At 60.2% G+C, this 24,699-nt stretch carries 24 protein-coding genes; all 24 read right to left on the reverse strand.

The features are described 5' to 3' along the window. Positions 1-32: 32 nt before the first annotated feature. The 24 genes from ACIQU6_RS07475 to ACIQU6_RS07590 all read right to left on the reverse strand — a co-directional run bounded on the left by ACIQU6_RS07475 (position 33) and on the right by ACIQU6_RS07590 (position 24,065). Positions 33-386, reverse strand: coding sequence for a hypothetical protein (locus tag ACIQU6_RS07475; RefSeq protein ID WP_403480682.1), 354 nt, complete (start codon positions 384-386; stop codon positions 33-35). 586 nt (positions 387-972) lie between these two features. Next, the gene (locus ACIQU6_RS07480; RefSeq protein WP_403480683.1) at positions 973-1,152 is read right to left on the reverse strand and encodes a hypothetical protein; all 180 of its coding nucleotides are present in this window, start codon (positions 1,150-1,152) and stop codon (positions 973-975) included. A gap of 94 nt (positions 1,153-1,246) precedes the next feature. Continuing rightward, a complete protein-coding gene (locus ACIQU6_RS07485; protein WP_403480684.1) occupies positions 1,247-1,963 on the reverse strand; it encodes a hypothetical protein in 717 nt (238 codons plus the stop codon). 106 nt (positions 1,964-2,069) lie between these two features. Continuing rightward, positions 2,070-2,723, reverse strand: coding sequence for a Bro-N domain-containing protein (locus ACIQU6_RS07490; RefSeq protein ID WP_403480685.1), 654 nt, complete (start codon positions 2,721-2,723; stop codon positions 2,070-2,072). Between the two features lie 114 nt (positions 2,724-2,837). Then, entirely contained in the window at positions 2,838-3,659 is an 822-nt protein-coding gene (locus ACIQU6_RS07495) for a hypothetical protein (protein WP_403480686.1), read from the reverse strand. 553 nt (positions 3,660-4,212) lie between these two features. Next, complete coding sequence (locus ACIQU6_RS07500; protein ID WP_403480687.1) at positions 4,213-4,470, reverse strand: hypothetical protein; 258 nt, start codon at positions 4,468-4,470, stop codon at positions 4,213-4,215. Between the two features lie 84 nt (positions 4,471-4,554). Next, positions 4,555-5,823, reverse strand: a complete 1,269-nt coding sequence (locus tag ACIQU6_RS07505; protein WP_403480688.1) for a hypothetical protein — start codon at positions 5,821-5,823, stop codon at positions 4,555-4,557. Between the two features lie 424 nt (positions 5,824-6,247). Continuing rightward, positions 6,248-6,829 carry a hypothetical protein gene (locus ACIQU6_RS07510; protein WP_403480689.1) on the reverse strand — a complete coding sequence of 194 codons (582 nt, stop codon included), beginning with the start codon at positions 6,827-6,829 and terminating at the stop codon, positions 6,248-6,250. 49 nt (positions 6,830-6,878) lie between these two features. Further along, the gene (locus tag ACIQU6_RS07515) at positions 6,879-7,166 is read right to left on the reverse strand and encodes a hypothetical protein (RefSeq protein WP_403480690.1); all 288 of its coding nucleotides are present in this window, start codon (positions 7,164-7,166) and stop codon (positions 6,879-6,881) included. 244 nt (positions 7,167-7,410) lie between these two features. Beyond that, the gene (locus tag ACIQU6_RS07520) at positions 7,411-8,664 is read right to left on the reverse strand and encodes a peptidoglycan-binding protein (protein ID WP_403480691.1); all 1,254 of its coding nucleotides are present in this window, start codon (positions 8,662-8,664) and stop codon (positions 7,411-7,413) included. 85 nt (positions 8,665-8,749) lie between these two features. Next, positions 8,750-9,361, reverse strand: coding sequence for a hypothetical protein (locus ACIQU6_RS07525; RefSeq protein WP_403480692.1), 612 nt, complete (start codon positions 9,359-9,361; stop codon positions 8,750-8,752). After that, positions 9,361-10,137, reverse strand: a complete 777-nt coding sequence (locus ACIQU6_RS07530; protein WP_403480693.1) for a hypothetical protein — start codon at positions 10,135-10,137, stop codon at positions 9,361-9,363. Before ACIQU6_RS07530 ends, ACIQU6_RS07525 begins: the two co-directional genes overlap by 1 nt. Positions 10,138-10,687: 550 nt before the next feature. Next, positions 10,688-11,278 carry a hypothetical protein gene (locus ACIQU6_RS07535; RefSeq protein WP_403480694.1) on the reverse strand — a complete coding sequence of 197 codons (591 nt, stop codon included), beginning with the start codon at positions 11,276-11,278 and terminating at the stop codon, positions 10,688-10,690. 1,071 nt (positions 11,279-12,349) lie between these two features. After that, positions 12,350-13,543 carry a hypothetical protein gene (locus tag ACIQU6_RS07540; protein ID WP_403480695.1) on the reverse strand — a complete coding sequence of 398 codons (1,194 nt, stop codon included), beginning with the start codon at positions 13,541-13,543 and terminating at the stop codon, positions 12,350-12,352. Then, complete coding sequence (locus ACIQU6_RS07545; protein WP_403480696.1) at positions 13,543-14,691, reverse strand: hypothetical protein; 1,149 nt, start codon at positions 14,689-14,691, stop codon at positions 13,543-13,545. The genes ACIQU6_RS07540 and ACIQU6_RS07545 overlap by 1 nt, the downstream gene beginning before the upstream one ends. A gap of 195 nt (positions 14,692-14,886) precedes the next feature. Beyond that, positions 14,887-17,895 (reverse strand): phage tail tape measure protein, encoded by a 3,009-nt coding sequence (locus tag ACIQU6_RS07550; protein WP_403480788.1) that lies wholly within the window; start codon positions 17,893-17,895, stop codon positions 14,887-14,889. A gap of 292 nt (positions 17,896-18,187) precedes the next feature. Further along, positions 18,188-18,391: a hypothetical protein gene (locus tag ACIQU6_RS07555; protein WP_403480697.1), complete on the reverse strand. Its 204-nt coding sequence runs from the start codon at positions 18,389-18,391 to the stop codon at positions 18,188-18,190. 239 nt (positions 18,392-18,630) lie between these two features. Next, positions 18,631-18,930: a hypothetical protein gene (locus ACIQU6_RS07560; protein WP_403480698.1), complete on the reverse strand. Its 300-nt coding sequence runs from the start codon at positions 18,928-18,930 to the stop codon at positions 18,631-18,633. A gap of 115 nt (positions 18,931-19,045) precedes the next feature. Continuing rightward, positions 19,046-19,708 (reverse strand): hypothetical protein, encoded by a 663-nt coding sequence (locus ACIQU6_RS07565; protein ID WP_403480699.1) that lies wholly within the window; start codon positions 19,706-19,708, stop codon positions 19,046-19,048. Positions 19,709-19,779: 71 nt separating this feature from the next. Next, positions 19,780-20,163, reverse strand: a complete 384-nt coding sequence (locus ACIQU6_RS07570; RefSeq protein WP_403480700.1) for a hypothetical protein — start codon at positions 20,161-20,163, stop codon at positions 19,780-19,782. A 632-nt stretch (positions 20,164-20,795) separates the two neighbouring features. Continuing rightward, positions 20,796-21,239: a hypothetical protein gene (locus tag ACIQU6_RS07575; RefSeq protein ID WP_403480701.1), complete on the reverse strand. Its 444-nt coding sequence runs from the start codon at positions 21,237-21,239 to the stop codon at positions 20,796-20,798. Next, positions 21,239-21,613 carry a hypothetical protein gene (locus tag ACIQU6_RS07580; protein ID WP_403480702.1) on the reverse strand — a complete coding sequence of 125 codons (375 nt, stop codon included), beginning with the start codon at positions 21,611-21,613 and terminating at the stop codon, positions 21,239-21,241. The genes ACIQU6_RS07575 and ACIQU6_RS07580 overlap by 1 nt, the downstream gene beginning before the upstream one ends. Before the next feature lie 664 nt (positions 21,614-22,277). Next, positions 22,278-23,456 (reverse strand): hypothetical protein, encoded by a 1,179-nt coding sequence (locus tag ACIQU6_RS07585; protein ID WP_403480703.1) that lies wholly within the window; start codon positions 23,454-23,456, stop codon positions 22,278-22,280. Positions 23,457-23,525: 69 nt separating this feature from the next. After that, positions 23,526-24,065, reverse strand: coding sequence for a hypothetical protein (locus ACIQU6_RS07590; RefSeq protein WP_403480704.1), 540 nt, complete (start codon positions 24,063-24,065; stop codon positions 23,526-23,528). Between the last annotated feature and the right edge of the window lie 634 nt (positions 24,066-24,699).

The following is a 24,699-nucleotide window of genomic DNA, read 5'->3' on the forward strand; positions in this document are numbered from 1 at the left end:
AACCGAAGTGCACGCCTAATCTCCCTTTAGCCCTATAGGGGTTCAATCCCCAGCACCACAGCGCGCAGCTTGCGGAACTGCTCCAGCGACATGACGACGTAGGCCGCCCCCGCACCCTTACCGCGCCTCTTGACCACAGCGGCACCAAAGGGCGTGTCGGCCGCCTCGGCTTCCCGTTCCGCCTGGTCCACGAACGACGCTAGGTTGATCTCTCGATGATTTTTCGCCTCGATCGTGAAGGGCCAGGCATCGACGTCGCCGGTATCCCGGTAACCCGTCTGAGCCTTCCGGAAGGCCATATGGCGACGGTCCGTGAGTCCCTCGTTCAGGTACTCACGGACCGCTGATTCAAAGGCCGTTCCAAGCCTCTTCCTAGCTGCACTCATGCCGCCCCCACTCCCTCACTTCACGCGCCACAGACGCGACCACGTAGCCGAGTAGGTACGGCCAGAACTCCCAGCCAACAAGCCGAAGCGTGCCAACACCCGCCAGAACCACTAGAAGCTCAGGCACGATTCCGCGCACCGCTTGCCAACCCTTCAAAGCCCCACCCCCGTTACCCGGGCACCCCGGTACATAGCCACACCAGCAGCAGCCCAGTAGCGAACAAAGTCCTCACGCTCCCGCGCATCCGACGTGAACACGATCACGTCCCCCGGCCCGCACTTCGCGATGTCACCCAGCGCGGGAGCACTCTTCTTCATGATGTGACGAGTCACCGCACATGCCTCCACGTCGTTCGCTGGCATGCGTGGCGAATCGTCCGAACGCTCACGCCGAACGCGGCAGCGAGACCGGAGTAACTAGCGCCCGCATCAGCAGCAGCACGGATAGCCCGAATCTTGCCGTCATGTAGCCGAGCGGCGCTGTTGCCTGTACCCGTGGACGGGTGAAGTTCGTTCTCAAGGTCTCGCATCTTCTCTTCTCTCTCCTGAAGTTCTCGCAGCAACGAACCGGGAATGTAAGTCCAACTCACCGGCCGCCACGCTCCCCAACCTGCGGATGCATGAGCCCCAGTCGGCCGTAGAGATAGGCCAGCGAGACGCGAGCCTCAAACGCGTCGGCCGTCCAGCCAATACCGGGCACGTCTTGCTGAAGCTTGATCAGCAGGTCATCAACAGTCTTCAGGTGCTTAAGCGCAGCCTCGTTCATCCCTGATCTCATCTCTCTACGACCGGGGGCAAGCGTCGTTTTCGACCCTTGCCCCCGGCACCACTTCAACTACCGTGCAACCGCAGCACAGTTACTAGAACGGCGCGTCGTCCGCGTACGGGTCATCCGCAATCGCATCGTTGAATGCCTTGATGACCTTGATGACCGGCTTCCGATACGACACGGCCTGTCCGGTCTTGGTCACGAACTCCACAGCCTCAAGGCCCAGTTCACACAGCGCGGGACCGCCAACGCGCTCTAGCGCATCCTCAATCTCGTGAAGAACCTTCACGAGTTCCCAAGAGGACGACACAAACCGGAACTTGCCCAACTCCACATCATCCGCAAGGCGGAACGCGACTCGAATGTTCGGAGAAGGGCCACGCTCTGCCCGAGCCGCCGCCTTGCGATCGGCGAGAAGTTCCGGGCAACCGCAAGCCTTCCCCTTGTCCTCCTCCAGGCTCAGGAAGAACCGCCCATCACACTCATGAATCGGGCCCTGTCGCCCCCAAAGGACCATCGAAGCCCTGATGGCATCCGGCCCGTCAATAACTACCTTGACGCGCTCCGCATCGGTAATGACCTCCGTGGAGTCCTCGCCAGAGGTCTCCCACTCCTCCGCTGTACCGCCCATGAGCTGAGCGACAGCACCCGCAACCGTCGGATCACCGGTCGTCACCCGCCAAGTAGCGAGCGCCTGCGGACGCTTACCAACCAGGCGGCCGGAACGGAACCGCCCAACGATGTCATCCTGAAAACGAGGCTTAGGCATGCTGCCAGGGTCAGTCTCGAAGATACGCAGACCAGACATTGAATACTCCTGTGAGCTAAGGGGTTTTGAACCAGCGAGAGAGGCGGGGTTTCCCGCGCCGCCCCTCTCGCTTCACAAACCTGGACTCGGGGCGGGGTACAGCCCGTCAGGCGTACTCAGAACGCAGGAACTCAGCACCCGCCCGCGTCACGTGCACAACCCCACTCGACAGCGCCAGATAGCCCAGCTCACGCATGCGGCGAGTCGGCTTATAGCGACGCTGCGAACCCGCATCGTCCGGAATGAGGAACTGATCCTCAATCATCGCGGCGCGCAGCAAACGCACCGGCACACCCATGCTCTTCGCAACATCCGACAGCAAATACCCGCCAGCGTTCTCCTCGGCCGAACGCCACATCATCAGCGGAGGAACCGCCTCACTCCGCAACTTCGCAATCTCCTCCGCAAGCGACGCAAGCTGATCAGCCGTCGCATCCGGACGCACATAACCACCGGTCTTACGGATGGTGGGCAGAACCTCGGAAGTAACCCAACGCTTAAAGCGTCGAGCCTCTTCCTTCTTGCTACCGAAGATCAGCGCGTAAAGACCGGACTCATTGACGGTAGCCGTTCGCTGCCTACCTCCAAGGGTGTCGCAAAACGCGACACCCTTGTCATCCTCGTCAACGTGCTTCCGGATGGCGTCTCGGGGGTTGACGTAACCCAGCGCCCGCGCCACATCCGTCGCAACAAACCACGGGTCTCCGCCCTCAACAAGGGTGCGGATCTCGTGAGCCTCAAACTCGAACTTCTCAAGCATCGACGCTGTTCCTAGTCTCTGGTCTCAACACGGGGGCATGCGAAGAGGGAGACACGGCGTAACCGTGTCTCCCACTCGCTTCAAAAACGTCTACTTGGGGCGGGGTACAACTCCCTAGCGGGCCGCCCGTCGAGCCGTCCCCGTCATCTCAGACGACACGTGCAGCGGCGTACCAATCACGCCCTTAGACATGACCCGGTCCCACTCGAAAACCTTCCGCAGACGCTTGAACATGTCGAACACGTCATACTCCGCACGCACCGGCGTGAACTGCCACGCCTCCGGACGACTGTGGAACACAGCCGCCGCCGTAATCTCCTCGGGCCGCACGGTCGTGATCTCCGATCCATCAGCGCCATCGAGGTACTTATCCGCGTACCGGTAGGCGGAGAGCTGAAGAGCCACATCCGCATGGATGCCGGAACGCGTCGTCTTCCAGTCAGCCATCACCACTTCCGGCGTACCGTCCACAGTCACACGCATGATCGCGTCATACGAACCGGCGTACTGGTGACTGTCCGACCAAGCCACGTGCTCCAGCGACAGAAACTCAGGCTGGAACCGATCAAGAAACTCTGCGAAGTTCGTACGGTGCGGCTCTAGATCCGGGTGTACCCGGCGCACATCCTCACCCCGAGCCATCCGCTCAAACAGATCATGCGCATCGCTGCCAAGATCCGCAGCCTTAGCCGTCGTCCGCGTCGGCGTGCGCTTCAGGTAGTCAATCGCGGCGTCCCGGTCGCGCATGGCAATACCCAACACGTGCGGCAGGTTCTCAACCGCCTCTTCGGCTACCAGCTTCGCAGCCCAGAAGGTGAGGAACCCCTTCGGGAGCATGCCGCATACGGAAGTCACGCCCGGGTACTTGATGCCGGGATCTTCCGGCGAGACGTAGAAGCGGCTACCACCGCGCTTGATGGTGTTGACCTTGCCCATTCTGTTCCCTCTTTCGTTGCCTCGTTGGCCTTGCGAAAAGAGGGACATGGGGCGGGGTACAGCGGGGCGGGCCCGGGCACACGGTGTAGAAGTGCACGAATGAGGTGTCTTTCTGTATGCCCTATAGGGCCTCTATGTGTATTCCAGAAGACACCTCTATATCTACACTTCTGCACTTTCCGCAGGTCAGAGGGGGTGCGCCTTCCAGCCGCCGGTGTAGTTGTCACCCGCTGTGCATGCCACCCTCAACGGAGCGTCACGGAAGCGCTCAGCGCCCGTCTGCGGGCATGAAAAAGCCCCCGATACCTTATAGGTACCGGGGGCAGGGTACAGCCGCCAGAGGGCCGCCTAGGGGCGCTCAGACGTCTCCACATCTCGCCGTACTGACACGTGCGTGCCGTATTTCGTCGCTGCCCACATCGCAATACCGATGTGGAGGGACTTGCTGCACGCGTGAACCTCCCACGCCCCACCTCCGGGGAGCGTGACCGTCGCATGCAGAACGGGAGACCCTTCACACTCGGAGGCTGCTAGAACGCGCTTTGCGGCGCACTCAGTCACTGTCGCGCTCACCTTCGCCGTTGTCGTCGCGGTCGGTGATCGCGGAACGCGCGTCGGGATCCTCGCGCTCCCATGCTTCGCCAACCCGGTCCACAAGACCTCGAAGCATGGTTCCGAGCGGGTCAGTGTCGGTGTCGGGGAGTTCGGCCGCACGGTAAGCCAGCGATCTCATGACTTCCCGGAACTCAGCAACGTTCAGCGTGAGCGTCAGCGTGCGTGTGTGATCGTCCGGCAGCGTCTTGTCTGTCATGTGCGCCTCTCTGAAACGAAGGGGCCCCGCTCGCAAGAGTCGAATTCGTCTCTTGGTCGTGCGGGGCCCTACTGCCTGGGGGTCTTACTCGTCGTTGTCGCCGCTCAGTCGCTTGATGACCGCCTCGGCCCAGTCGCGCAGACCCTCGGCGTTCGTTACGGCCATGGTCAAGTCGTCGCCTTCCAGGCCGTCAAGGTACGCGGGGTCGAGCTTGTTGGCCGCGCTCAGGAGCGCGCCGAACACGTCGCTGACGCGCTTCTGCGGAGCTTCCCGCTTGCTGCTGTCCGTAGCAGATTCTACGGACTCCCCCGCCGCGTCTACGACCTTCTTAGCCTCAAGCTCAGCGCGCTTCTGCTGAGCCTTGAGCTGAGCCTTTTGGGTGGCCAACTCACCTTCGGAAAGGGGGTTGATCTTGTAGGTGCGGAAAACCGCCTCAGAGATCTTCTCGCCCTCCGCAAGCTCTACGAACCCGTACAGCTTGGCTTCCTCCGGGCTGTTGTCCAGCGCGCGAATGTAGTCCACGCGAGACTGAGACCGGGCCCGCTTGATCGTAGACTGAGCGGCAACGGCACGCTTGCGCTCTTCGTCGCTCTGCCCCTCCTTGCGGGCGATCCCCGCCGCCTCGTAAACCTCGTTCGCCCAATCGCGGTACGCCTGTGAACGGAAGCTCAGGTCCGGGCGACCGTCCTTGTTCTTGGAAAGGGTGGCCATGGACACCTGAGTACCAGCGAACGCGCGAGCACTCGCACCGGCACTAGCGAACCCGGCTACAACGTCCTGAGCTTGCTGCGTGCCCTCGTCAAAGAGGTGCTTACCCTCGGGAATTTCCTTCTTCCAGTCGAGAGTCTCCTTGGTCTCGATCTCCTTCGAAGCAGCCTTGCCCTTGAAGCTCTCACGGGCCTTGCTCATTGCTTCCTTCATCTGCATGCGCAGACCGGCACGCTTGCCCGAGGGAAGTCCGAGAAGTTCCGATTCGATCTTTGCTTGGATGTCAGAGGCAGCGGTGTCGGTCTTGGCTTCCGCAATAGTATCGATCATGCCCTGAATCAGGGCGCTGATCTCCGCCTCGGACGGCTTGTCGGTGTTCTTCTTGGTGGCCACGCCATCACCCTTTTCTTCGGGAGTTCCAGCAAAGACGCTCGACGCGCAGCGTGCGCAGATCTTCGTTTCCAGCGTCAAACCCTTCACGCCGTCAACGTGCGCAACAGCGCGAATCTCCTTGGCAACCTTCGCGTCGGCGCATCGCGTCAGAGCCTTACCCGGCCGCAGGACGTGAGGAACCTTGCCGCTACCCACCATGCCAAGCGCGCCGTCCGCCTCAAGCACTTCACCTACGGTCAGCGTCTTCGCCATGGGAACTCCCAACCTCTGAGTCTGCCGTCCGGGCCCGTCCCGGGCGGCTCAACGGGGACGACGCTACGCCCACGATCATGGGGTGTCAAGCCCGCAGGACAGCGAGTCGCGCGCCTCTAGCGTCGAATTCGACTCTTGCCAGGAACGCAAAAAAGCCCCCGTGACAGGATGAACGTGTCATCCCACCACGGGGGCAGTGAGCCGCTAAACGGCCCTATTAATGGCCGGAACGCCGTCCCGATAGCCGGGTACAGCGGCCCGCATTCGGGCGTTCGCGGCAATCTCGGAACGCATTGCGTCACCGGTCGCAGGGGCCTTAACGGGCGTGTCGTGATGACCGGCCGCGATGAGCATTCCCTCGTACTCTGCAACGGTCTCGTTCATCTGCTCTGCGGTGTACCCGCCGAGCATTCGAATCAGCGCCTTACGCACTCTGTAGTTCTCCCATCATCACGTCTACGCGTTCATGTAGCTTTTCAACCGTGCCGTCATTCGTCAGCACGTAGTCGGCGATATCGGGGCCTAGCTGTTCCGAACAGTGATCTCCCTTCCGGTCGCCCGGCCGATGGAGATACACAATCTTGAAGCCTCGGCCCTGAAGCCTCGAAGCCTCGTTCTCGAATCGCACGTCTGGCACAACGACCGGCCGCATGTCGCGTGCGACAAGTCGGCGTGTTGCCCGATGCTTGAACAGCTCAGATACCCAATGCCCGGGGTCTACGTGATCACGCACGCCCTCGGACCCGAGCCGCTGAAGAAACCTGCGTGCTTCCGGATAGAGATCCTTCACCCGCTCCCACCCGTGAGCCTCAACTACCGTCTCAAGGTAGACCGGCAGGTGTCCGAAGTGCAGCGGCTCATAACCCACCACAGGGTTAACAGCTAGGGCCATGTCCTTAAGTGGATCAGCGAGTGCCATGCGCTGAAATCCGTGCTGTTCAACCAGCCGGGCCGCCACGGTGTCCTTACCGCTGCGGGCCCGGCCGATGATCCCGATTCCGTTCATGCGCTCCCCTCATGTAGGTGCGCAAACATTGACTCGGGGCAAGGTACGTCTAGACGTGCGGTTCGTTCGGCTCGGGTAGCACGTGAGGACACCCGCAGCACTCCACTCGCGCCGCCTCAACGAGCGACAGCGCCTCATCTGTGCTCGCGCCGTTCACCTCATGCGTAACAACTTGCTTGCCGGCCGAGTGACCGAACCACAGGGCCACTACAGCGACGATCACGGACGTGATGGCGTCCGAGTCGATACCGGCAGGAACGATCAGCGACACGAGCGCCACAAGGGCCGCGCGGGCCCGAACCGGGTTCTCTCGAATGAGGGTCTTGAGTACCTTCATGTCATCCCTTCCCCACTGCTGTAACGATCGCTGATGCGACACCACCAACCGCGCCGACTGTCGCCACGGGTAGGGCGAACTTCCATCGCTCTACAGCCCGTAGACGCGTCTCGTGATCGGCGAGACGTTCAGCGATGTGCGCCTGGTGATTGGTCAGCGTGCGAACGTCGTCCCGCAGGCCAACAATCTCGTCATAGATTTCGCGGGGCCCAATCCGGACCCCTCCCATGTCGTCACTCACGACTTACCGCCCCCGAGGTGTCTTGGGGTTTTCCATGAGAAGGGCCCACGTGTGCGGACCCGGAAGCCCGTCAGACTCCGTACCGTCCCAACCTTGCGCTATCTGGAAGTCGCGCACGTTCAACCGGTCAACCTTCCGCCATACCGGATCAGGCCCAACTCGGTAATGTCTGCCGAATCCGTGAGCAACCAGCCGCTCACCCAGTAGCGTGATGTGGTCCCCACGCTGGCCAACACCGAACCGAGAAGCCCCCGGGAAAGCCCTATAGGGGGCCTTAGAAGGCTTCTTGGGCTTCTCGGGTACCCGACTACCCCCAGGCGTCTTAGAGGGCGTCTCCCGGGCATTCGGAGGCTTTGCGGGAACCGTGATCTCTTGACCCTCATTGATGCGATCCGGGTTCTTGATCTGAGGGTTCAGCGCGAGAAGCCCCACAACCGTCGTGCCGAACAGTGCGGCAATCGCCGTCAATGTCTGTCCGGTCTTAATCCGGTACTTCGCTGTCTGAGGCTTCACGGGATCGCCGTGTTCCCGGAGCAGCTTCGCAAGTTGCTTCGGGCCCGGCACACCATCCGCGCTACCGTGATCACCAATCTTGATCTGATAGGCACGCATCGATTCAGTGTCAGCAGATGTCCAGTTAGGGCCCGGACCCTCCTTGTACCGACTGCAACTCGCACGAACCAGCGCCCGACCCATGACCGTAATGTGATCCCCCTTGGAGCCCGGACCGTACGGCTTACCGTCGATAACGACCGCACCGCCGGAGCTAGAACCCCCCGCCCCGTAAGACGGGCGACCAAACCCGAGAATCACGCTACGCGGACGAGTCTTGTAGCAGACAGCCCCGCCGCTCCCCTGGTTCGGACCGTCACCCGCAACCGTGTTGCCCTCAATGGTCCGCACGTTGCCACTGGACGAATCAGCGATCACGAATCCGACGTGATCAGCAGTCGGCCCGCCATCCCACGAGAAGAACACCACATCGCCCGGCCGAACCGACGCGTTCCGCCCGAGCCACTGCCCCCGACTCTTGAACCACTGCACATGGCTCGGACAGTAGGCAAACTTACCGACCGCCGCACCCTCCCCCGCAACCGCAGCGCAGTACGAAACGAACATGTCGCAATACGGCTGATGATTCATCGGATACCAGCGACCAAACGGCGTGTCATACCGCTTACCGCTAGGCGACAGACCCCCCACGTACCCCTGATCGGCCCACTTGCGGGCTTCTGACAGAGCAGAGCCAACGCTCATAACAACCTTCCCTCAAAGCATGCAAACGCCCCGCCAACCGAAGTCGGCGGGGCGCAGGTCAAGAGTCGAATTCGACCCTTGCTGTTCAGTGATGCGCGTACGCAAGATGCGGAGGCCACACCCTTCCCCGGTAGACGGAACGCACCTTCGGGCCGCCATCGGCGTACGCGGCGACCGGAAGCGCGTGCGCCTGCCTCACCTCCACATCGACCCAACGGGCCTTCTCTGGCGAGACATTCGGCATGTAGCCGTGTTCGCCCGCAAACGTCAGCTCTTCGCCGTACAGGGCGCTGTCAGCGTCACACCCGGGTGCAACCCGGTGCTCCGCCTTACCGGCCGCCGTGCGCAGCGGTACGCCCGTTCCCCGATTCCGAATGCGGATCGAGTAGGCGGGAAGTCTGTCCCCCGCCGGAGTCTCGCCGCACTTCGCACCCGCACAGCGAAGCTTGACTGTCAGCGATGGCATGGAAACCTGTTCAAGGTCGAGCGTGAACCACGGCACCCACCCGCCCGCCGAAACCTCATGAACCACCGGCGGAAAATCAACCGCGCCAGGATTGACGGCCACCCCCAAGACCGGGACACGCTCCGTAGCCTTTCGCCCGTTGGAGGCAAGCTCTAGAGACTGCACGCGAATTCGCAAATCCTCAATCTCAGTGAAGATACTCGGCGCAGTGAGCCGATAGTTGGTTTGCATCAGTCAGACTCCGTAGCTCGAAACATGTCCCGCTCAATCAGTCCTAGATCAACGGAACAAGAACCGTCGTCGCCCACGGTGGTCTGAGTCTCGGTAATCATGTAGGCCGTAACCATCTGCTCACCGAAACGCGACCGAGGAACCTCAAGGTGAACGGTGTCACCCTTGTTAGCTGTCACCGTTGCTAGGTCAAGTTCACCACTCGTGGTCTTGATCGGCAGGTGCGAATACAGCGTGACCCGAGGAATCGTAATTGCACGCTGCCCGAAACGAAGCATCGTTTCCGCCTTCTGCGTAAGTGTTTCCTTGAACTGAATACTCGTGTACTTCCGAAACACGTCCCGTACTGGCCACTGATGCCGCTTACTTGTCGGGTTATGCATCGTAACCAAGGGGTCAGGACTTCCATGCTCGGCGGCCTGCCCGTACGCGTAGGCGACGCGTGCCCATGAGGCACCATCAATGAACAGCTCACCAACCGAACAATTCTCGCCGTCAATCAGCTTGGCCACATGCTTAGAAGCAGGTTCACGCTTAGCAAAGAACATCGTGTGCTTTAGGTCTCCACCCGGAGCCCCCGCGTTAGTGACCTCCGGTTGCATCCACGCAAAGAAGCCCTTGACATTGTCGGCGAGATCGTACGCGGTCTTAGCGGCCGGGTGATACTCGTTCGTGTAATCAAAATCCATCTCGGGTTGTTTCGGCAGTGCCGCGCGGTTCAGCCCGGTATTGATACCCCAGTTGCCATCATCAATCCCGTGCTGATAGATGACCATGCACGGCTCATGGTAGTGCGGGCCCGTCCCCGGAATCGTGGCATGCCCACTCTTAGACCCCATCTTCCGGCACTCATAGAACGTCATGAAGTCGCCGCACGACAGCGACACCACTTCACGCCCCATATCCACCCGCGCCGCCCAAATGATCCCACCAAAGACGCAATGCCACTTGCCAGTCTCCCGGTCGTACCGCATCAGTGCAGCAGCACTCCGAAACGGCTGAATCTGAGCGGGGGTAACACCACTCGGTCGCCCCTGCACCTCTCCACCCGCAACGGGAACGTCAATCTCCGCTGTAGCCGGGCCGTCAATCTTCGTATTCACCCGCGCAGACACAAACGAGACCGGGACGCCATTCTGTGCGAGCTTGAACCCCTTATCGCGAATAGCTTCGGGGCTAGACTTGTCCACTGCTTCCCAGCGATAGAGTCGAAGTTCCCAACTGTAACGATCTTGCTCGTTGGCCCAAACCGATGGCATAAGTCACGCTCCAAACAGAAGCGGGGCAAGAGTCGAAAATGACTCTTGCCCCTCAGGGGGTGGGAGATCAGCGAGCGTAGAACGCCACGCCCTTGATATAAGTGTGCTCAGAACTGCGAATCACGCGGCAGGATTTAGACCAGCCATCAAGGGAGCCCATCATCCGAAATTCGTAAACGGTATTCGCCGGAATGGCCCACCGCGTATTGATGTCAGCGCTACCGTAGATCTCATTAATGGCCGGAGGGGCTATCTTTCCAGAATCGGGAAGTTGCCCGTCATCCAATTCGCCAGGCAACGGGCGACCCGTAATTGCCTTGTAGCGCGAACTCGCCGAGATACCTACCCACGCCCCATTAGCGGGCCGCCCCTGAAGCAGGCCATTAAAGGCGCGGGGGGTCTCGTTCGGATTGATATCGACTATTCGACCCCACCAAGAGCCGAATAGCTCAACCTCTCGCGCCCACGGCTTCGCAGAGAACGAAATTCGAGAAGTCTCGGCCCACTTTCGACGGCCGTTGATATCAATGTTCCCAGTAGGGTGGAAACCTTGACGATACTGCGCAATGCCTCCCACCTCCACCCAATCCCCCGCCGAATCAGCGAGATATTCAACTCCCAATTTGGTGTCTACGTAGACACTCCCTGGAATAGCCACAGCTAATCACCCTCGGGGTACACGGAGACATGAAGAAAGTTGGTCGGCGACGTGGCACCGGTGCGCCATTCCAGCCCCCGCGTTTGCGTGTGATAAACACTCGCATCCAGCCAGACCGCCATAGACTGCCCAGCCCTAAGATTCGTAGCTGACGCACCCGTACAGAATCCTAGAGTCTGGGACGCGTAAATACGCCATGACTCCATCATGGTCACGTCCGAAGAATCGCCACTCTTACGCGTGGAAACACGAACACAGCAACTCTGAACGTTATACCCCTCTTGCTTAATGCTCCCACCCGCAGAACACTTCATAACCACAGCGCGCCGATACGGTCGAGCAGGAATCTCAAGCCGAGAAATATTCTTCCAGGAACCCCTAACGGTATGAACCGCCGCTGAAACAGCCCCCTCAAGGAACTCTACAACCGGATGAGCGACAGGCTTCCATGCGCCCGCAGCGTCCGCAAAGTACCTATCCCCACTCGCGGTATCGATATACCGAGACCCAGCAATAGCCACTACGCCCCCCTTTCAGCATGCAAAGTAACCCGAAGATAGTTCTCGTGATGCGCCGGAACACCATCACCCGTAAACGGCTGATACGTCCTAACCCACTTGGTATTCATGGCGAAACAACGGAGGCGAGACTCAACCTTGAATGCCGCATTAGCCGGAACCCGCACACCCAACGACAGGTCTGCGCCTCCACCATCAGGCCACGATTCCCACCGCGCCGTCTCGCCTTTAAGCGACCCGTTTACGTAAACATAGAGAGTGGTTCGCCCCCAACTTCCCCCATCACCACCAATCGCCTTCCCGGAATGCAGGAAGACGGAGGAATCAATAGAAGCGAACCGCGCATACGGCACTGCCGGAAAGGAGATGCCCGACCCGAGGGAAGTCATAGGCGCATCTCCTCCCGAAGTGGAAGGCTTCAGCTCGATACCGCTGTGAAACTCTTCCTTAGCACTAACCGGCGGGCGGGCGGAGTTCTGCCAAGACCCGTCAGAAAGCCCCGAGTAGAGACGGCCAGCCTTAACGTCCACATACTGCGATCCAGGCACGGCCACTACGCATCACCCGCAAGCGTCGAAATCGACTCTTGGCCATCTGTCGAATCCGCCGCCTTGGGAGGGGGCCCCGATCCGGCCAAAAGCTGCGGACCGCCCGTAAGGCGGTACTCCTCCCCCGCCTTGTTGCGGGCCCACAGGTCGCCACCAGCAGCCCAAACAACCGCGCCATCACCCACAGCGCCCGATGGCGGAGAAGCGGCATCAGCGAGCGAAATAGCCCCATCCGTGCCACTGCCAAGATTTGCGCTCTTAGTGCCAACGCGAATGTTCTTGATACGCGTAGTAGCGCTGAAGTCGTTCCCGCCCGTGAAGATGGTACGGCCCGCGAACTCAAGCCCGTCGCTAACCTGCGCACGCATCTTCCCCGCGTCATCCTTGGCTAGCGCGAAATACTCATCACCAGAGAAGACTGTAAACGCGTCAAAGCTGTGGCCGACAATGTTGTTGCCGTCCACCTGAAGCGTGCCGTCATGAACCAACACGCGGCCTTTTAGGTCGACACCGTCGTACCCGCCCTCAAGGCTTCCCGCCGGTCCCTGCGGACCAATCTCGCCCGTGTCACCCTTCGGGCCACGAGAACCCGTGCTTCCCTTGTCACCCTTCGGGCCTTGATCCCGAACCCACTCGCCACTATCCGTCAGCGCCCAGCGAATACCGTTCGTTATGTTCGTGAACTGCGTACCCCGACGGAATCGCCTCGCATCCTCCGAAGTCGGGTCACGGGGAACAGCCGGGCCCGTACGAGTCAGAAGATATTGACCCGGGGAAGAAAAGCGAACGTCCTCTACGGCCAGAGCCCCACCGACGCGAGTCAGCTTTGCGAGCGTCAGACGCCGGTCGCCTTCAACGGCAGGCTCATCCGCCACATCAAAGCGAAGCTCATTCTGATCATCCCCGAGGCTCTTATCCCGGATACGCAGAATCACGTACCCGGATGTACGCCCAGCATCAACGCCAGTCTCTGCCACGTCCCCCAGCTCAGCCCAGAAGACACCGCCCGGATCATCGGAGTCCTTGACCCAGGCACGCCCAACAGCCACCCGAACGACATTGCCCGACGCTGTCACCTTCATGTCTTCAACCGAGTCAAACCCCGCAGCGAAGTCCTGAAGAGAGCCAAACAGCCGACGGAACACACGGGCCGGATACTCGCCGTCATCCTGAAAGCCAACAAACCGCAAATCAGCCATTACACAAACCTTCCCGGGTACCACTCGACATAGCCCGACGGAGCGCCATCATGAACGGGCTTGAACACCTCTATAGAAACCTCGATAGTGCTACCCGAGGGAGCCGCGAACACCTGCGTGAACTGCGGAGGATCAATGATCTCTTCCCCGGCCGTATTGAAGCGCGTCATAGTTCCCGTAGTCGGCTTGCCCGTAGCCTTATCAATCTTCATTTCGAATTCGACCCGCTCACCCACACCAACGAGATATGACGTGTCGTCGTCCCATTTCAGACGCCCGAACCTGCCGATAGGGCGGCTGTTCTCCTTGGCGTTGATAACCATCCCGTTGAATGGCCCGTGAACAACAACCTTCAAATCACTGTGGTCAAGGCTTCCGTTCGTCACCCACGCCGGAGTGAACCCACCGAATCCGCCGTTTGCCGGAATGAACAACGGGAACGTGACACCCATCTCCGGATCATCCGGAAAGTGCACGCCACCAACCTTGTAAGTGGAGTTCACCGCAAGTCGGCGGGACAGGGAATCTGTCGCCGTAATCCATGGCTGCGTTGCCTCAAACTGCACGTCCACCACGGGAGACATTGCCCCATACGCCCGATCAATACGAACGCTGCGCTTCCGCATGCGTCCCATGACCTTAGCTACAGCCCCCTGCGCCACGCCAGGAATGCAAAACTCTAGGGGCTTCTCCTCGCGCGAGTGCGTGAACGCCGAAGAAACCTCACCCATCAACAAGTCAAGATGTTCACTGTTGTCAGCGAGCGCACGAAAGGACATAGTGACCGACCGGCCGCGCGTGTAGTCGCGACCAGGCAACAGCCCGTCATACTGGATCAATTCAAGGTCTGAATCCTTAACGTCCGGCATAGACGCCAACCCGTCCACCTCAACCGGAATGAGCGGGGACGATCCACCAAGCAGTACGCCCCCATAGCTCAAAGTCCACGGGCATCCGGCGAATTCCTGCCGCGCCGAACTCCCTAGCTGCGCCTGCGCGGCGGGGTTCGCGACACCCTTGGTCTTGATCCTGAATTGATCCGACCACGCCGACCAGCCGCGCTCATTGCCCGCCCGCACCTGAATCAGATACGAGCTACCCGCACCCAACTCCCGGTTAGAGCCAGATGAAATATTGTCACTGCCCACCGTGACCACGGTCCCAGTGACAGCACCCGCCATCGCATGGGGGCGACCCCCGGGAGTCAGCGCCCATACCGCATAGCGCGTAGCCCCGGGGACCGCATTCCAGCGAACACGACACGTGGTTTCCGTGATCCGGTCAATACGAACATTCCCCGGAATGGGCAGATCAGTAATCGGAAGATCCGGACTAGACACGAATCACCGTCCCATCGTGCGAAGCGTCCACGCAACCTCACGACCAATCTCGTACGGATCAGCCTCGGTGCGCGCATTAACCGTGATGCTCGGAGTTGCTCGATCGCCAGCAAGTGCCGAATTCGACTCTTGGCGATCGAGCGAAAAGGATGCCAGCGACTTGTAAACCCCATCGGGTTCGAAGTCGCTGAACGCCGAACCCACCTTCCCCTGAACGGCCCTCAGCGCGTCCGTCACGGGGTCGGCGGCCATCGGGGCCGCAAAGGGGGCCGCGACGGGAGCCGCGAACGCCTCCATGCCCCCCGCAAGTGTCGAAAACGACACTTGCGGAGCCTCGGGGCCGGCTCCCCCGAATTCCGGAACCGAGAGGCTAAACCAGTTAGCGGGATTCAGCTTCGAAGCGACATTCTTAACGGCACCGCCGACAGCGCTTGCCATCGACTTGATTCCGTTAATCAGGCCCTGAACAACTTGCTTACCCTTGTCATACAGAAGCCTGCCCATGTTGCCCAGCGCGCCCGTGATTCGCCCGGGAAGTTCCCTGAACCAACCAATGACCTTTCCGGTCATGTCGCGCACGGCCTGAGTCAGCTTCTCCGGGGACCTAGCGCCCGTCTGCACGGCGGACACAAACCCGTTAATGGCACCCTTGACGATGCTAACCGCCGTATTGAACGCCGACTTAATCAGGTTCCATGCTGCATCGACAGCAGAACGAATAGCATTCATGACCGTCGTTACAACGGACTTGATGGCATTGAATGCCGAAGTAATCGGCGGCTTCAGCGCGTTCACTGCCGCATTCCATGCCGACTTGATCGCACCCCACACGGACGAGATTACCGAAGACACGGCATTCATGACCGTCTGCACCACAGAACGCACGGCGTTGAACGCCGCCGAAACCGGCGGACCGAGGTAATTGACCGCAGCTTGCCACGCGGCCTTGATGCCGGACCAAATAGCCGAGATCACCGAAGAAACGGCATTCATCGCTGCCGATACTCCAGCGCGAACAGCCTCGAACGCCGCTTGCAGCGGCGGCCACAGCCACGTAACCACAAAGTCCCACACGGCCTTGATGGCGTCCCATGCAGCCGAAATGACAGTCTGCAACACCGTCATGACAGCGCTTACAGCCGCCTTACCAGCCTCAAAGGCCGTCGTGATAACAGACCACAAACCTTGGACCAGAGGGACCACAATCGCGGCGATAGCGTCCCACACAGCTAGAACGACACCCTTAACGACAGCGATGATGACCGTTACGAGATCCACGCCGAATTGAAAGGCTGCGACGATTCCGTCCCAAATGGCCTTGACGACTGGAAGCACGTTAGCGCTGATCCAGTCCCAAACGGCCATGACGCTATCGCGTATCGACTCGTAGACGCTGATTGCCAGATCAACGCCCCACTCAAACGCAGCAACAATGCCATCCCACACAGCCTTAGCGGCCGGTATTACGTTGGCAGCGATCCAATCCCACACAGCGACGGCCGCCGTCTTGATAGCCTCCCAAACAGCATTTACAGCGTCACGGAACCACTCACACTTGACATAGAGGAGTACGAGAACCGCAATCACAGCAGCAATAGCCGCAACGATCGGGTTAGCCATGATCGCAAGACTGATTGCCCGGATACCCAGCGCCACACCACGCAACACAGGGCCCGCCACTGTAGCCGCTGATGCACCCGCCTTGAGGATCTGAAAGAAGTTCTTGAGCTTGCCGCCCAAAAGCGCCATAGCCGAGAGACCCGAAGTAGCCGTACCCAGGTTACGGAACCCGGCCACGAACAGCGACACGCCCCGCGACGCACCTACCATGGCCGTACCGATCCGGGACACCCCAGAACCCAATTCCTTCCACGGCTTAGCCAGAGCAATAACAACCTTGCCCAACCGGCTAAACACCAGAAGCAGCGGAGAGACCACAGCCCCGAGAACCAGAAGGATGCCGATAGTCGAATGCACCGGACCCGGAGCGTTCGTCAGCGCGCGAACCCACTCCGTGACCTTATTGGTTACCTTCGTGAATGCTTCCAGTAGGCCACTTTCGCCAATCGCGATAGCCAGACCCTCAACAGCACTCGTAAACCCCTGCATACCCGCTTTAGCAGTCGTGCCAATCTCCGCCGCAAACCTGTCCGTCGTACCCGCCGACGACTCAAGTTCCTTCGTCAGATCCTTAAGCGCCCCCGACCCCTGCTCAGAAAGGGCCGTCATCGCTCGCGCACCTTCAGTGCCGAAAATCCGCATGAATTGCTCAGCGGTAAGCCCAGCCGCGCCTACCTCATCAATGATCTGAGGCAGCGGCTTCATTTTGCCACTGGCATCAAGAAAGCTAAGGCCAACCTGATCCATGGTCTGCTTGGCGAACTTACTCGGCTTCAGCATCGAGCGGAGCGAAGCACCCAACGCCGTACCGCCCATAGAACCCTGAAGGCCAGCACTACCAAGCAACGTATACGCCGCCGCCGCTTCCTCAACCGACAGACCAGCCAGCCGGGCAAACGACGTTCCATACTTGAACGACTCACCCAACATCTCAACATTGACATTGCCAAGCTGAGACGCCTTAGTGAGGAGATCAGTCGCCCGCGTCGCCTCGGCAGCCTTAAGACCGTAACCGGTCATGATATTCGAGACGACATCGGCCGTCCGCGCGAGATCCATATTCGCGGCAGACGCGCCATTCAGAACAGCGGGAAGCGCTTCATAAATCTCCTTCGGCTTAAAACCCGCCATGGCAAGGAACTCCATAGCGTTCGCTGCCTCAGTAGCCGAGAACTGCGTTGTAGCACCCAGTTCCTTAGCGCGCCCCTTCAACATGTCAAAGTCATTGCCGGTCGCCTGAGAAATAGCCTTGACTCGCGTCATGGCGTACTGAAAGTCAGACGACGACTTGATAACTCCGACAAACGCGCCAGCAGAAGCGAGGCTAAATCCCTTCATGGACTGCCCGGCGTTATCGATGGGACGCGACCACTCGTGAAAGCGCTGCCCCATCTGCACGCCACGCTGACCCGTAGCAACCATCGAAGAGCCGAGATTCGCAATCCTCGACCCCATATTACCAAGGGCCACCGTTGAGGCCCGAAGGGCCGACGGCATAGCCGTCAAACCCTGCTGCACACCCCGATTCAGGGCACGACCCGAGGCAGTGCCTACGCGCTGTGCTTGAGCCTGAATTTGACTGAACAGCCGGTCGCCCCGCGCCTGCAAGTCAATGAAAGCCGTTCCGACCTTCATTCCGGCCATAACGGCACCCCCAAACAGCAAGCGTCGAATTCGACACTCGCTAGGTCACGCGGAACGGTGCCGCCTGCGGAGGCTGCTCGGGTCGCTGTGCGCCCATCCTCGCCGCCAGCGACAACAGCCCCTTATTGCTTGCCTTACTCCGCTTCCGCTCGACGCCCGGCCGATACACGGGCTCAGGTTCCGGAATCGGATTCTTCTTCGCGCCGTTGGCCTGCAACAGTGCGCCAAGCAGGTAGTTAGTCACCCGCTGATTCTCAATAACGCTCGCGCTCAGATGGGCATCTAGCGAAGCCCACAACGTCTCCTCCGGAGAGTGGCTCCGTTGCGCCGTAATCGACTCGCGCGGAAGACGCTCCACCAGCGAAGCGAAACGCCCCCACGCCAGCCCCTCTCCCCCAACGTCCCAGACGCTCAATCCATAAAACCGCTGCAAATCCGCGTCTAGATCGTCGCCCTGAGTCTCAATCAGAGCCGCGAGCGCCCTTATTCCCCCGCCGTAGCACCCTGCTCAGCCTGGTAAGCCTCAATAACGAGCATGAGATCCGTCGAGCGATGGCCGCCGGAAACAAAAGCCTCATACTGGTCACCCAGAAGCGCACGCCCCATACCCGGAACGTCTTCAGCGCGCGCAGCATCATGCACCGCGTCATCCCAGAATGCCGGGCCAGGGATGGTGTACGCCTTGCCGTCCACACCATCAAACTCAATAACCGCGTCGCCCTTGGACTCCGCGCGGGCGCGCAGGGTCTCCAGCTTAAGGCGCGACTTGTTCGGCTTACTCATGATGAATTCCTCTCAAAGGCGGGTAGATGGATGACGGGACCGCCCCCACCCATGACGGTCTCGCAAGTCTCAAAACAGAAGGGGCAAGAGTCACTTTCGACTCTTGCCCCTAGCCTTAGATACTCTCTCGAACGTTGCCGGTAATGACATTCTCACCCGGGCCGGGCGGGTCGATCGGTTCGCAAACGCGCTTCTCAAACTTCCAAGACACTAGCGACGAACCGTCGTCGCATGTAGTGGCCGCGTCGCCATAATTGGAGCCAAGGGCCTTAATGGTCATGCCCCACTTAATGGCGTCAGCCGCGCTGAACGTCGGGGCCTCAACCTCCGACACCTGCGCCGACCGCAGATAGGCAGAGATCACCGTCTCGCCATCCTCAAGCACCATCACGGCAGAGAACGGGGCACGCTTAGCCGACGCGCCAACCTTCCACGTGAACGAGCCATCAGCGCCCGGCTTAATGCTGCCAGTCTCAAGGCCATAGAACAGCTCAAGAGTTCGAGGGCTCGTCTCCAGCGCAAGGAACTTCAGGGTCAGGTCTCGACTCGTCACAATGGTGCGTACTACGCCCTGCTGCCAAGACTTGATATCCTCCGTCTCCTCCTCAAAGGCATGCTCAACACCAGTCTCGGCGTCGAACAGACCAAGAGACTTCCATGGGCTGTCTTCACCCTTAAGGTCATCAATGCCGGAGAAATCAGTCTCATTCGGCGCGACGTAGATGCGGCCGACCGCCGCGACCGTAACGGCATCCTTGTTGTAAATCTCGTCAGCCATAATCGGCCCTTCTATTGGGCATGAAAAAGGGCCCGCCCGCACAATGCGCGAAGGGCCCTAGGTCATGCGAACTACTTCGGTCGAACCGCTACACCAACCGATGCATACCAGCGCGGCTCATCAGTCATCGGGTCCGGGGTGTACTGAATGCCTGCAATCTCGTACGTACGCGCCACCGGCAGGCATCCGCCCGGCATCGCGTGAATATGCGCCAAAACCTCTTGCATACGGTCATGAGCCGACGCGCGATCAGCGCCATACACGTAGACAGCCAACACGGCCTGATCGAGAGCAAACCGCTTCTTAACCCCGCCGTTCCGCTCAACGACAGCGAACGGCAACCTGCCCTTGAAATCGGCCGGAGGTTCCGGGCCGCCCTCAAAGGCCGGTATCACGTCACGTAGGTGATTCAGTATCAGCGCCTCAACATCAGGGAATATGACGACAGGCAGCATTAGGCAAAGTCCCCCACGTTGAACACACGGTGAGGCTTACGGCCCGACTTCCGCGAACCGAGAACAATGATGTTGCCCTCGGAGCTACGCGTAGACACACGCGCCGTCATGTGCTCACCATCCCGCGAGCGACGCACCTTCGTGGACACACTGAAACCCGCGCCCCTGAACGCACCCGTCAAGACCGGCGACCGCGCCGCAGCACGCGCCGCCGCGCCCTGCCCCTTGGACTGAAGCAACGCCTTGACCTCCGGCGTCCGGTCAAGTAGCGCGATAGCAGCCCGATCCAACACAACACGAGTCGTCATCCGTCCACCGCCTTAACCTTCACCTTAAGGAGACCCGGACCGAATGCCTGCCGCTGATGCAGCGGCGGACCGTCGATCTCCCACACGTCACCATTCACAGAAAGCCGTGAACGGCCTTCTACGGCCCTCCGAGCCTCCGGGGGCAGCATTACCGCCGCCCCGTACGCCTGAGCGTCCCTGCGGGTCGTTTCTTCGCGTCCAGAGGGGTATATCAGGCGTCCCCGCCACGACTCCCCCGGTATCCACTTGTAGACCGGCGAACCGTACCGGTCCTCACCATCACGCACACGCTTCAACACACGCACGTCATCCCGGAACAGCGCCTTAGACAGCACGCCCGTTCCTCCACTCCACACGGTCACGCTCAGACGTGCCGACCGGCGCGAACAGCCGATACGTAGACCGGTCAACACCGACCCCCACAGGGGCCATAGTGACCGGCGGAATACCGCAAGCCCGCTCCAACTCCCGCCGCTCATCGGCAGAAAGCTGCATACCGCCCTGCGCATGCCGCGCAAGCCGATACGACGCGTCACCAATCGACTCCGACTGAATGCCGTTCGGGTTGTCCAGCGCACGAGAAGCTAGACGGATCACCATCAGGCGAACCGTCGCCGGAATCGGGTCCGTGAGGCAATCACACCCGACCACCTCACGAACCAGGTCCGAGGCGTCCTGAAGCAGGCACTCAGCTCGCCGCTTCTCATCCGCTGTCAGGGGTTCCGGACGGCGGCACGCGAACTCTTCAACGGAAACAAGCGAAGCCATCAATCCTCCCCTGACTCCAGTTCCCTCGGATTGTAGATGCCTGCTTCTACCGGGCCGCTCCATTCACTCGTGCCTAGAATGTTGCAGGCATGGCCCCGGGCAAAGATCCTGTCCCCTGGTTTAAGACCGAAATTGGGGTCATTCACAAGCTCAGACTTTATGTCAATGATGAACTTGCCATTAGTCCCCAAATCGAATGCCTTAACCTGCCCCTTAAACTCGGCATCCTTTGCAACCTGAAGCTCATATTCACGACGCGGGTACTCTGGAAGCTTGGGGCTAGATATTTCGCCTTCCAGGGTGTACACAACGGGAAGCTGTCCCGAACTGACGACCCTGGCATGAACTTCCGGAACCTTGGGAGCGAAGTTCATGCCAATCGCGTCTGCCTGTTCCTGCAAAGCCCGAAACTCCGCAAGGTGATCAGCCCACTCTTGCTTAGACGGGGCTCCATTTGCACCCGCAGGACCCTTAGGACCCTCCGGGCCAGTCTTACCAGGAGGCCCGGGGACCGTAGAATCCTCCCCCTTCGGACCGGCAGGGCCCACGGGGCCGGTATCCCCTGTCGGGCCCACAGGACCACGGTCACCCTTAGCGCCCTCAGGACCCTGTAAACCCGGCTCGCCATCCTCACCCGCAGGACCAGCAACACCAGCCGGACCGCGCTCACCAGCATCGCCTTGCGGGCCCCGTTCGCCAGCCGGACCGGTCTCACCGGTCTCACCCTTCACACCTTGGGGACCCCTATCACCGGGAACACCCGCCGAACCAGGATCGCCCTTCTCGCCCCGCAGACCGGGCTCACCATCGGCACCAGCAGGGCCGGGCGGTCCCGAAGGGCCACGGTCCCCCGTGTCACCCTTCGGGCCCCTCAGTGAACCGTCATCGGCCTTCTCGCGCATCTCACGCAACACCGCAAGCTCAGCGTTATGCAACGCCGCATGACCAGGGTCACCAACCTTGCAGTCACCAGGAATCGCCGTACCCCACTCGATACGCGATGACTTCACCCGACCCTCCACGGTCAGCCCCTTTCAATTACCGGCTAGTGGTCTTGCCCTCCGGCTCAGGATCGGGCTCGGGCGCAGCCTCAAGCATGCCGCCAACAGCACGCATTTGCCGGTTCGCGCCAAACTTGACCTTGCCGAACTTGTCATCACCCGCACCCGAGGAACCAGCGCCCGCCACCCGAATCGCCTTCCGGTCGGTAATCTGCGAGATACCCGAGTAGGCAGAAATCAGGGAACGCTCACGAGCAACAAGGGAGTTGTAATCCTTGATGGCCCGCAGCGCGAAACCACCAAAGGACTGTGAGCCACCCGAAACAGTCGCCGGAACCGACGGAGCGCGATTGGTCAGCATGATTGCCGACGGATGGAACGCCACAATCGCCGCAGCGTCAATCTCACTGGAAATGAACACCGGGAAACCGTAGATACGGCCCAGCTCAGCGCCACGGAAAGCGTTACTGTCGCCCGCCTTATCGGCCTGGACAAACTGAGTGTCCTTAAGCAGATACTCTTCAATATCCACGCCCACGAGAAGGCGACGGCCGCCCTGCTCGACATTGTTCTTATTCAGTTCCTTACGGAGCTTTAGAATCGCGTCACGAATGTTCTTGCCGGTCTCGTCGTCAGTCTTGCCACGCTTGATGACGAGAGGTTCGGTCTTCTCCTCGATATCGATCTGACCAGCGCGGTTCTTCTTCTTAACCTCGGTAGTCAGACCGTTCTCGGCAGCAATCTGGTTGAACTCATCCGCAACCATCTTCTCAAGCTGATGAGCAACCGCCTTGACCTGCGGCTGAAGAACCTGAACACCAAAGTTCTCAATGTCGAGTTCCATCTCAACATCAGTAAGGTCAACAGCACTGTAAACGTGGTGCGTCAGCTTGACCTGAATAACCGACTCATTCAGGTTCTCGGAAAGAATCTTGTACTGCGAATCGGACGGGTCAAAATCACCCTTGTCCATCGTCCGCAGACCCTCAACCGTACCGGCAAGAATCGACGGACGCTTGATGTTCACGACTTCATGAGCCGCACCAGTGAACTGATCGCCCGCGTCACGGGTCACCATCTGAGAGAGAACACTCTCGCCCTCAAGCAGGCCCAGCGCGGCCGGTGCCCACTTCTCAGTGACAATAACGCCCTTGTGGTTCGGCACGAGCGACCCGGACGACTTGTTGCCCTCAGGGGAAAGATTATGGTTAGGCATTGCGCCCCCAACTCCTTGCATAACAAAGGGCCCCGCCAAGAGGCAGGGCCCTACAGAACTTGCAGCAGGTCAGAAGCGACCAGCGGCCTTACGAATAGCTGCGGCCAACTTGCGGGGGTCCACAACTTCGGGAGCCTCCGGCTTCTCCTGACCAGTCGAAACCGTCGGCGTCGGCCGCTTCGGCAGACCCGAACCCCTCGGCGAGGAAATCGCAGCAACAGCCTTAGCCGCACCCATTAGATCCTCTTCCGAATTGCCTGAAAGTAGCGCGACAACGTCAGACGGAAGTCCGGTAGCCTCGGCCACCTTCGCCCGCATCACAACGCGGCGTGCGTCCGCAGCCTCCGCCCGAGCAGCCTCAAGAGCCTCAGTGAGCTTCTGCGCCTCAGACTTACGCGCCTCTTCGGCATCCTTGTGAGCCTGAAGGATCGGAGCCGCTTCCTCAATCTGCTTACGCAGCGCGGCAATCTCGGCATCGCGAGTATCAGGCTCCGTACGCCCATGCTCCGGGGGAAGAGTCGAATTCGACTCTTGCACGGTGACCTCCGGGGCATCCTTGGGCCCCTCTCGGTCAGCCTCCGCACCCGGAATCTCAAGCTGCTCAGACATAACGTCTCTCCTTACGCGCGGCCCTCAATTAGCCGCCTAAACTCGATAGGGTCTCCCCTAGACTCACGCCACAATCGCTCAAACCGAGCCGTATTCTTCGGGGGCTTCGACTTGTAGCTATACACCGGCTCCATTTGACACTGACACGCGCGGTGCACCTGTGCCCCTCGGCCACCCCGGGAAGTGCGCCCCTTGCGGTATCCCTCAGCGCTCTTGCGATCCTTATAGACCGCTCCCCTAGACGCGAGCATCGCACAGAAAGAACAACACTTCGAATTCGCTACACGCTGCCAACCGATGATGCGCCGATCAGCCCCGATAGCGTGATCAATGACGATGTGGCCACCACTGCTAATCACGCCAATCATGTCCCCGGCCTGCCCAGACAGCGCGAGCCGTTTCGCCTCTTCCAGTGAAATCCCGCGCTCTTCCATGAGGGCCCGTACGTACGACGGCCCCCACTGATCCAGCGCCCGAAACACCTCACGCTCCGAAATGTCCGGCCGGTCATGCACCAGGAACCCCGAACCCGCCTCAGCCTTAGCGAACTCATCAATGTAACGAGCCGCAGCGTCCGCGCTCAGCGTGTGAGCGCTACGCAGCAACGGAAGCGCCTTCCGGATGAACTCCCTAT

It is taken from the genome of Streptomyces sp. NPDC090442, from assembly GCF_044769405.1.
Classification (GTDB): domain Bacteria; phylum Actinomycetota; class Actinomycetes; order Streptomycetales; family Streptomycetaceae; genus Streptomyces.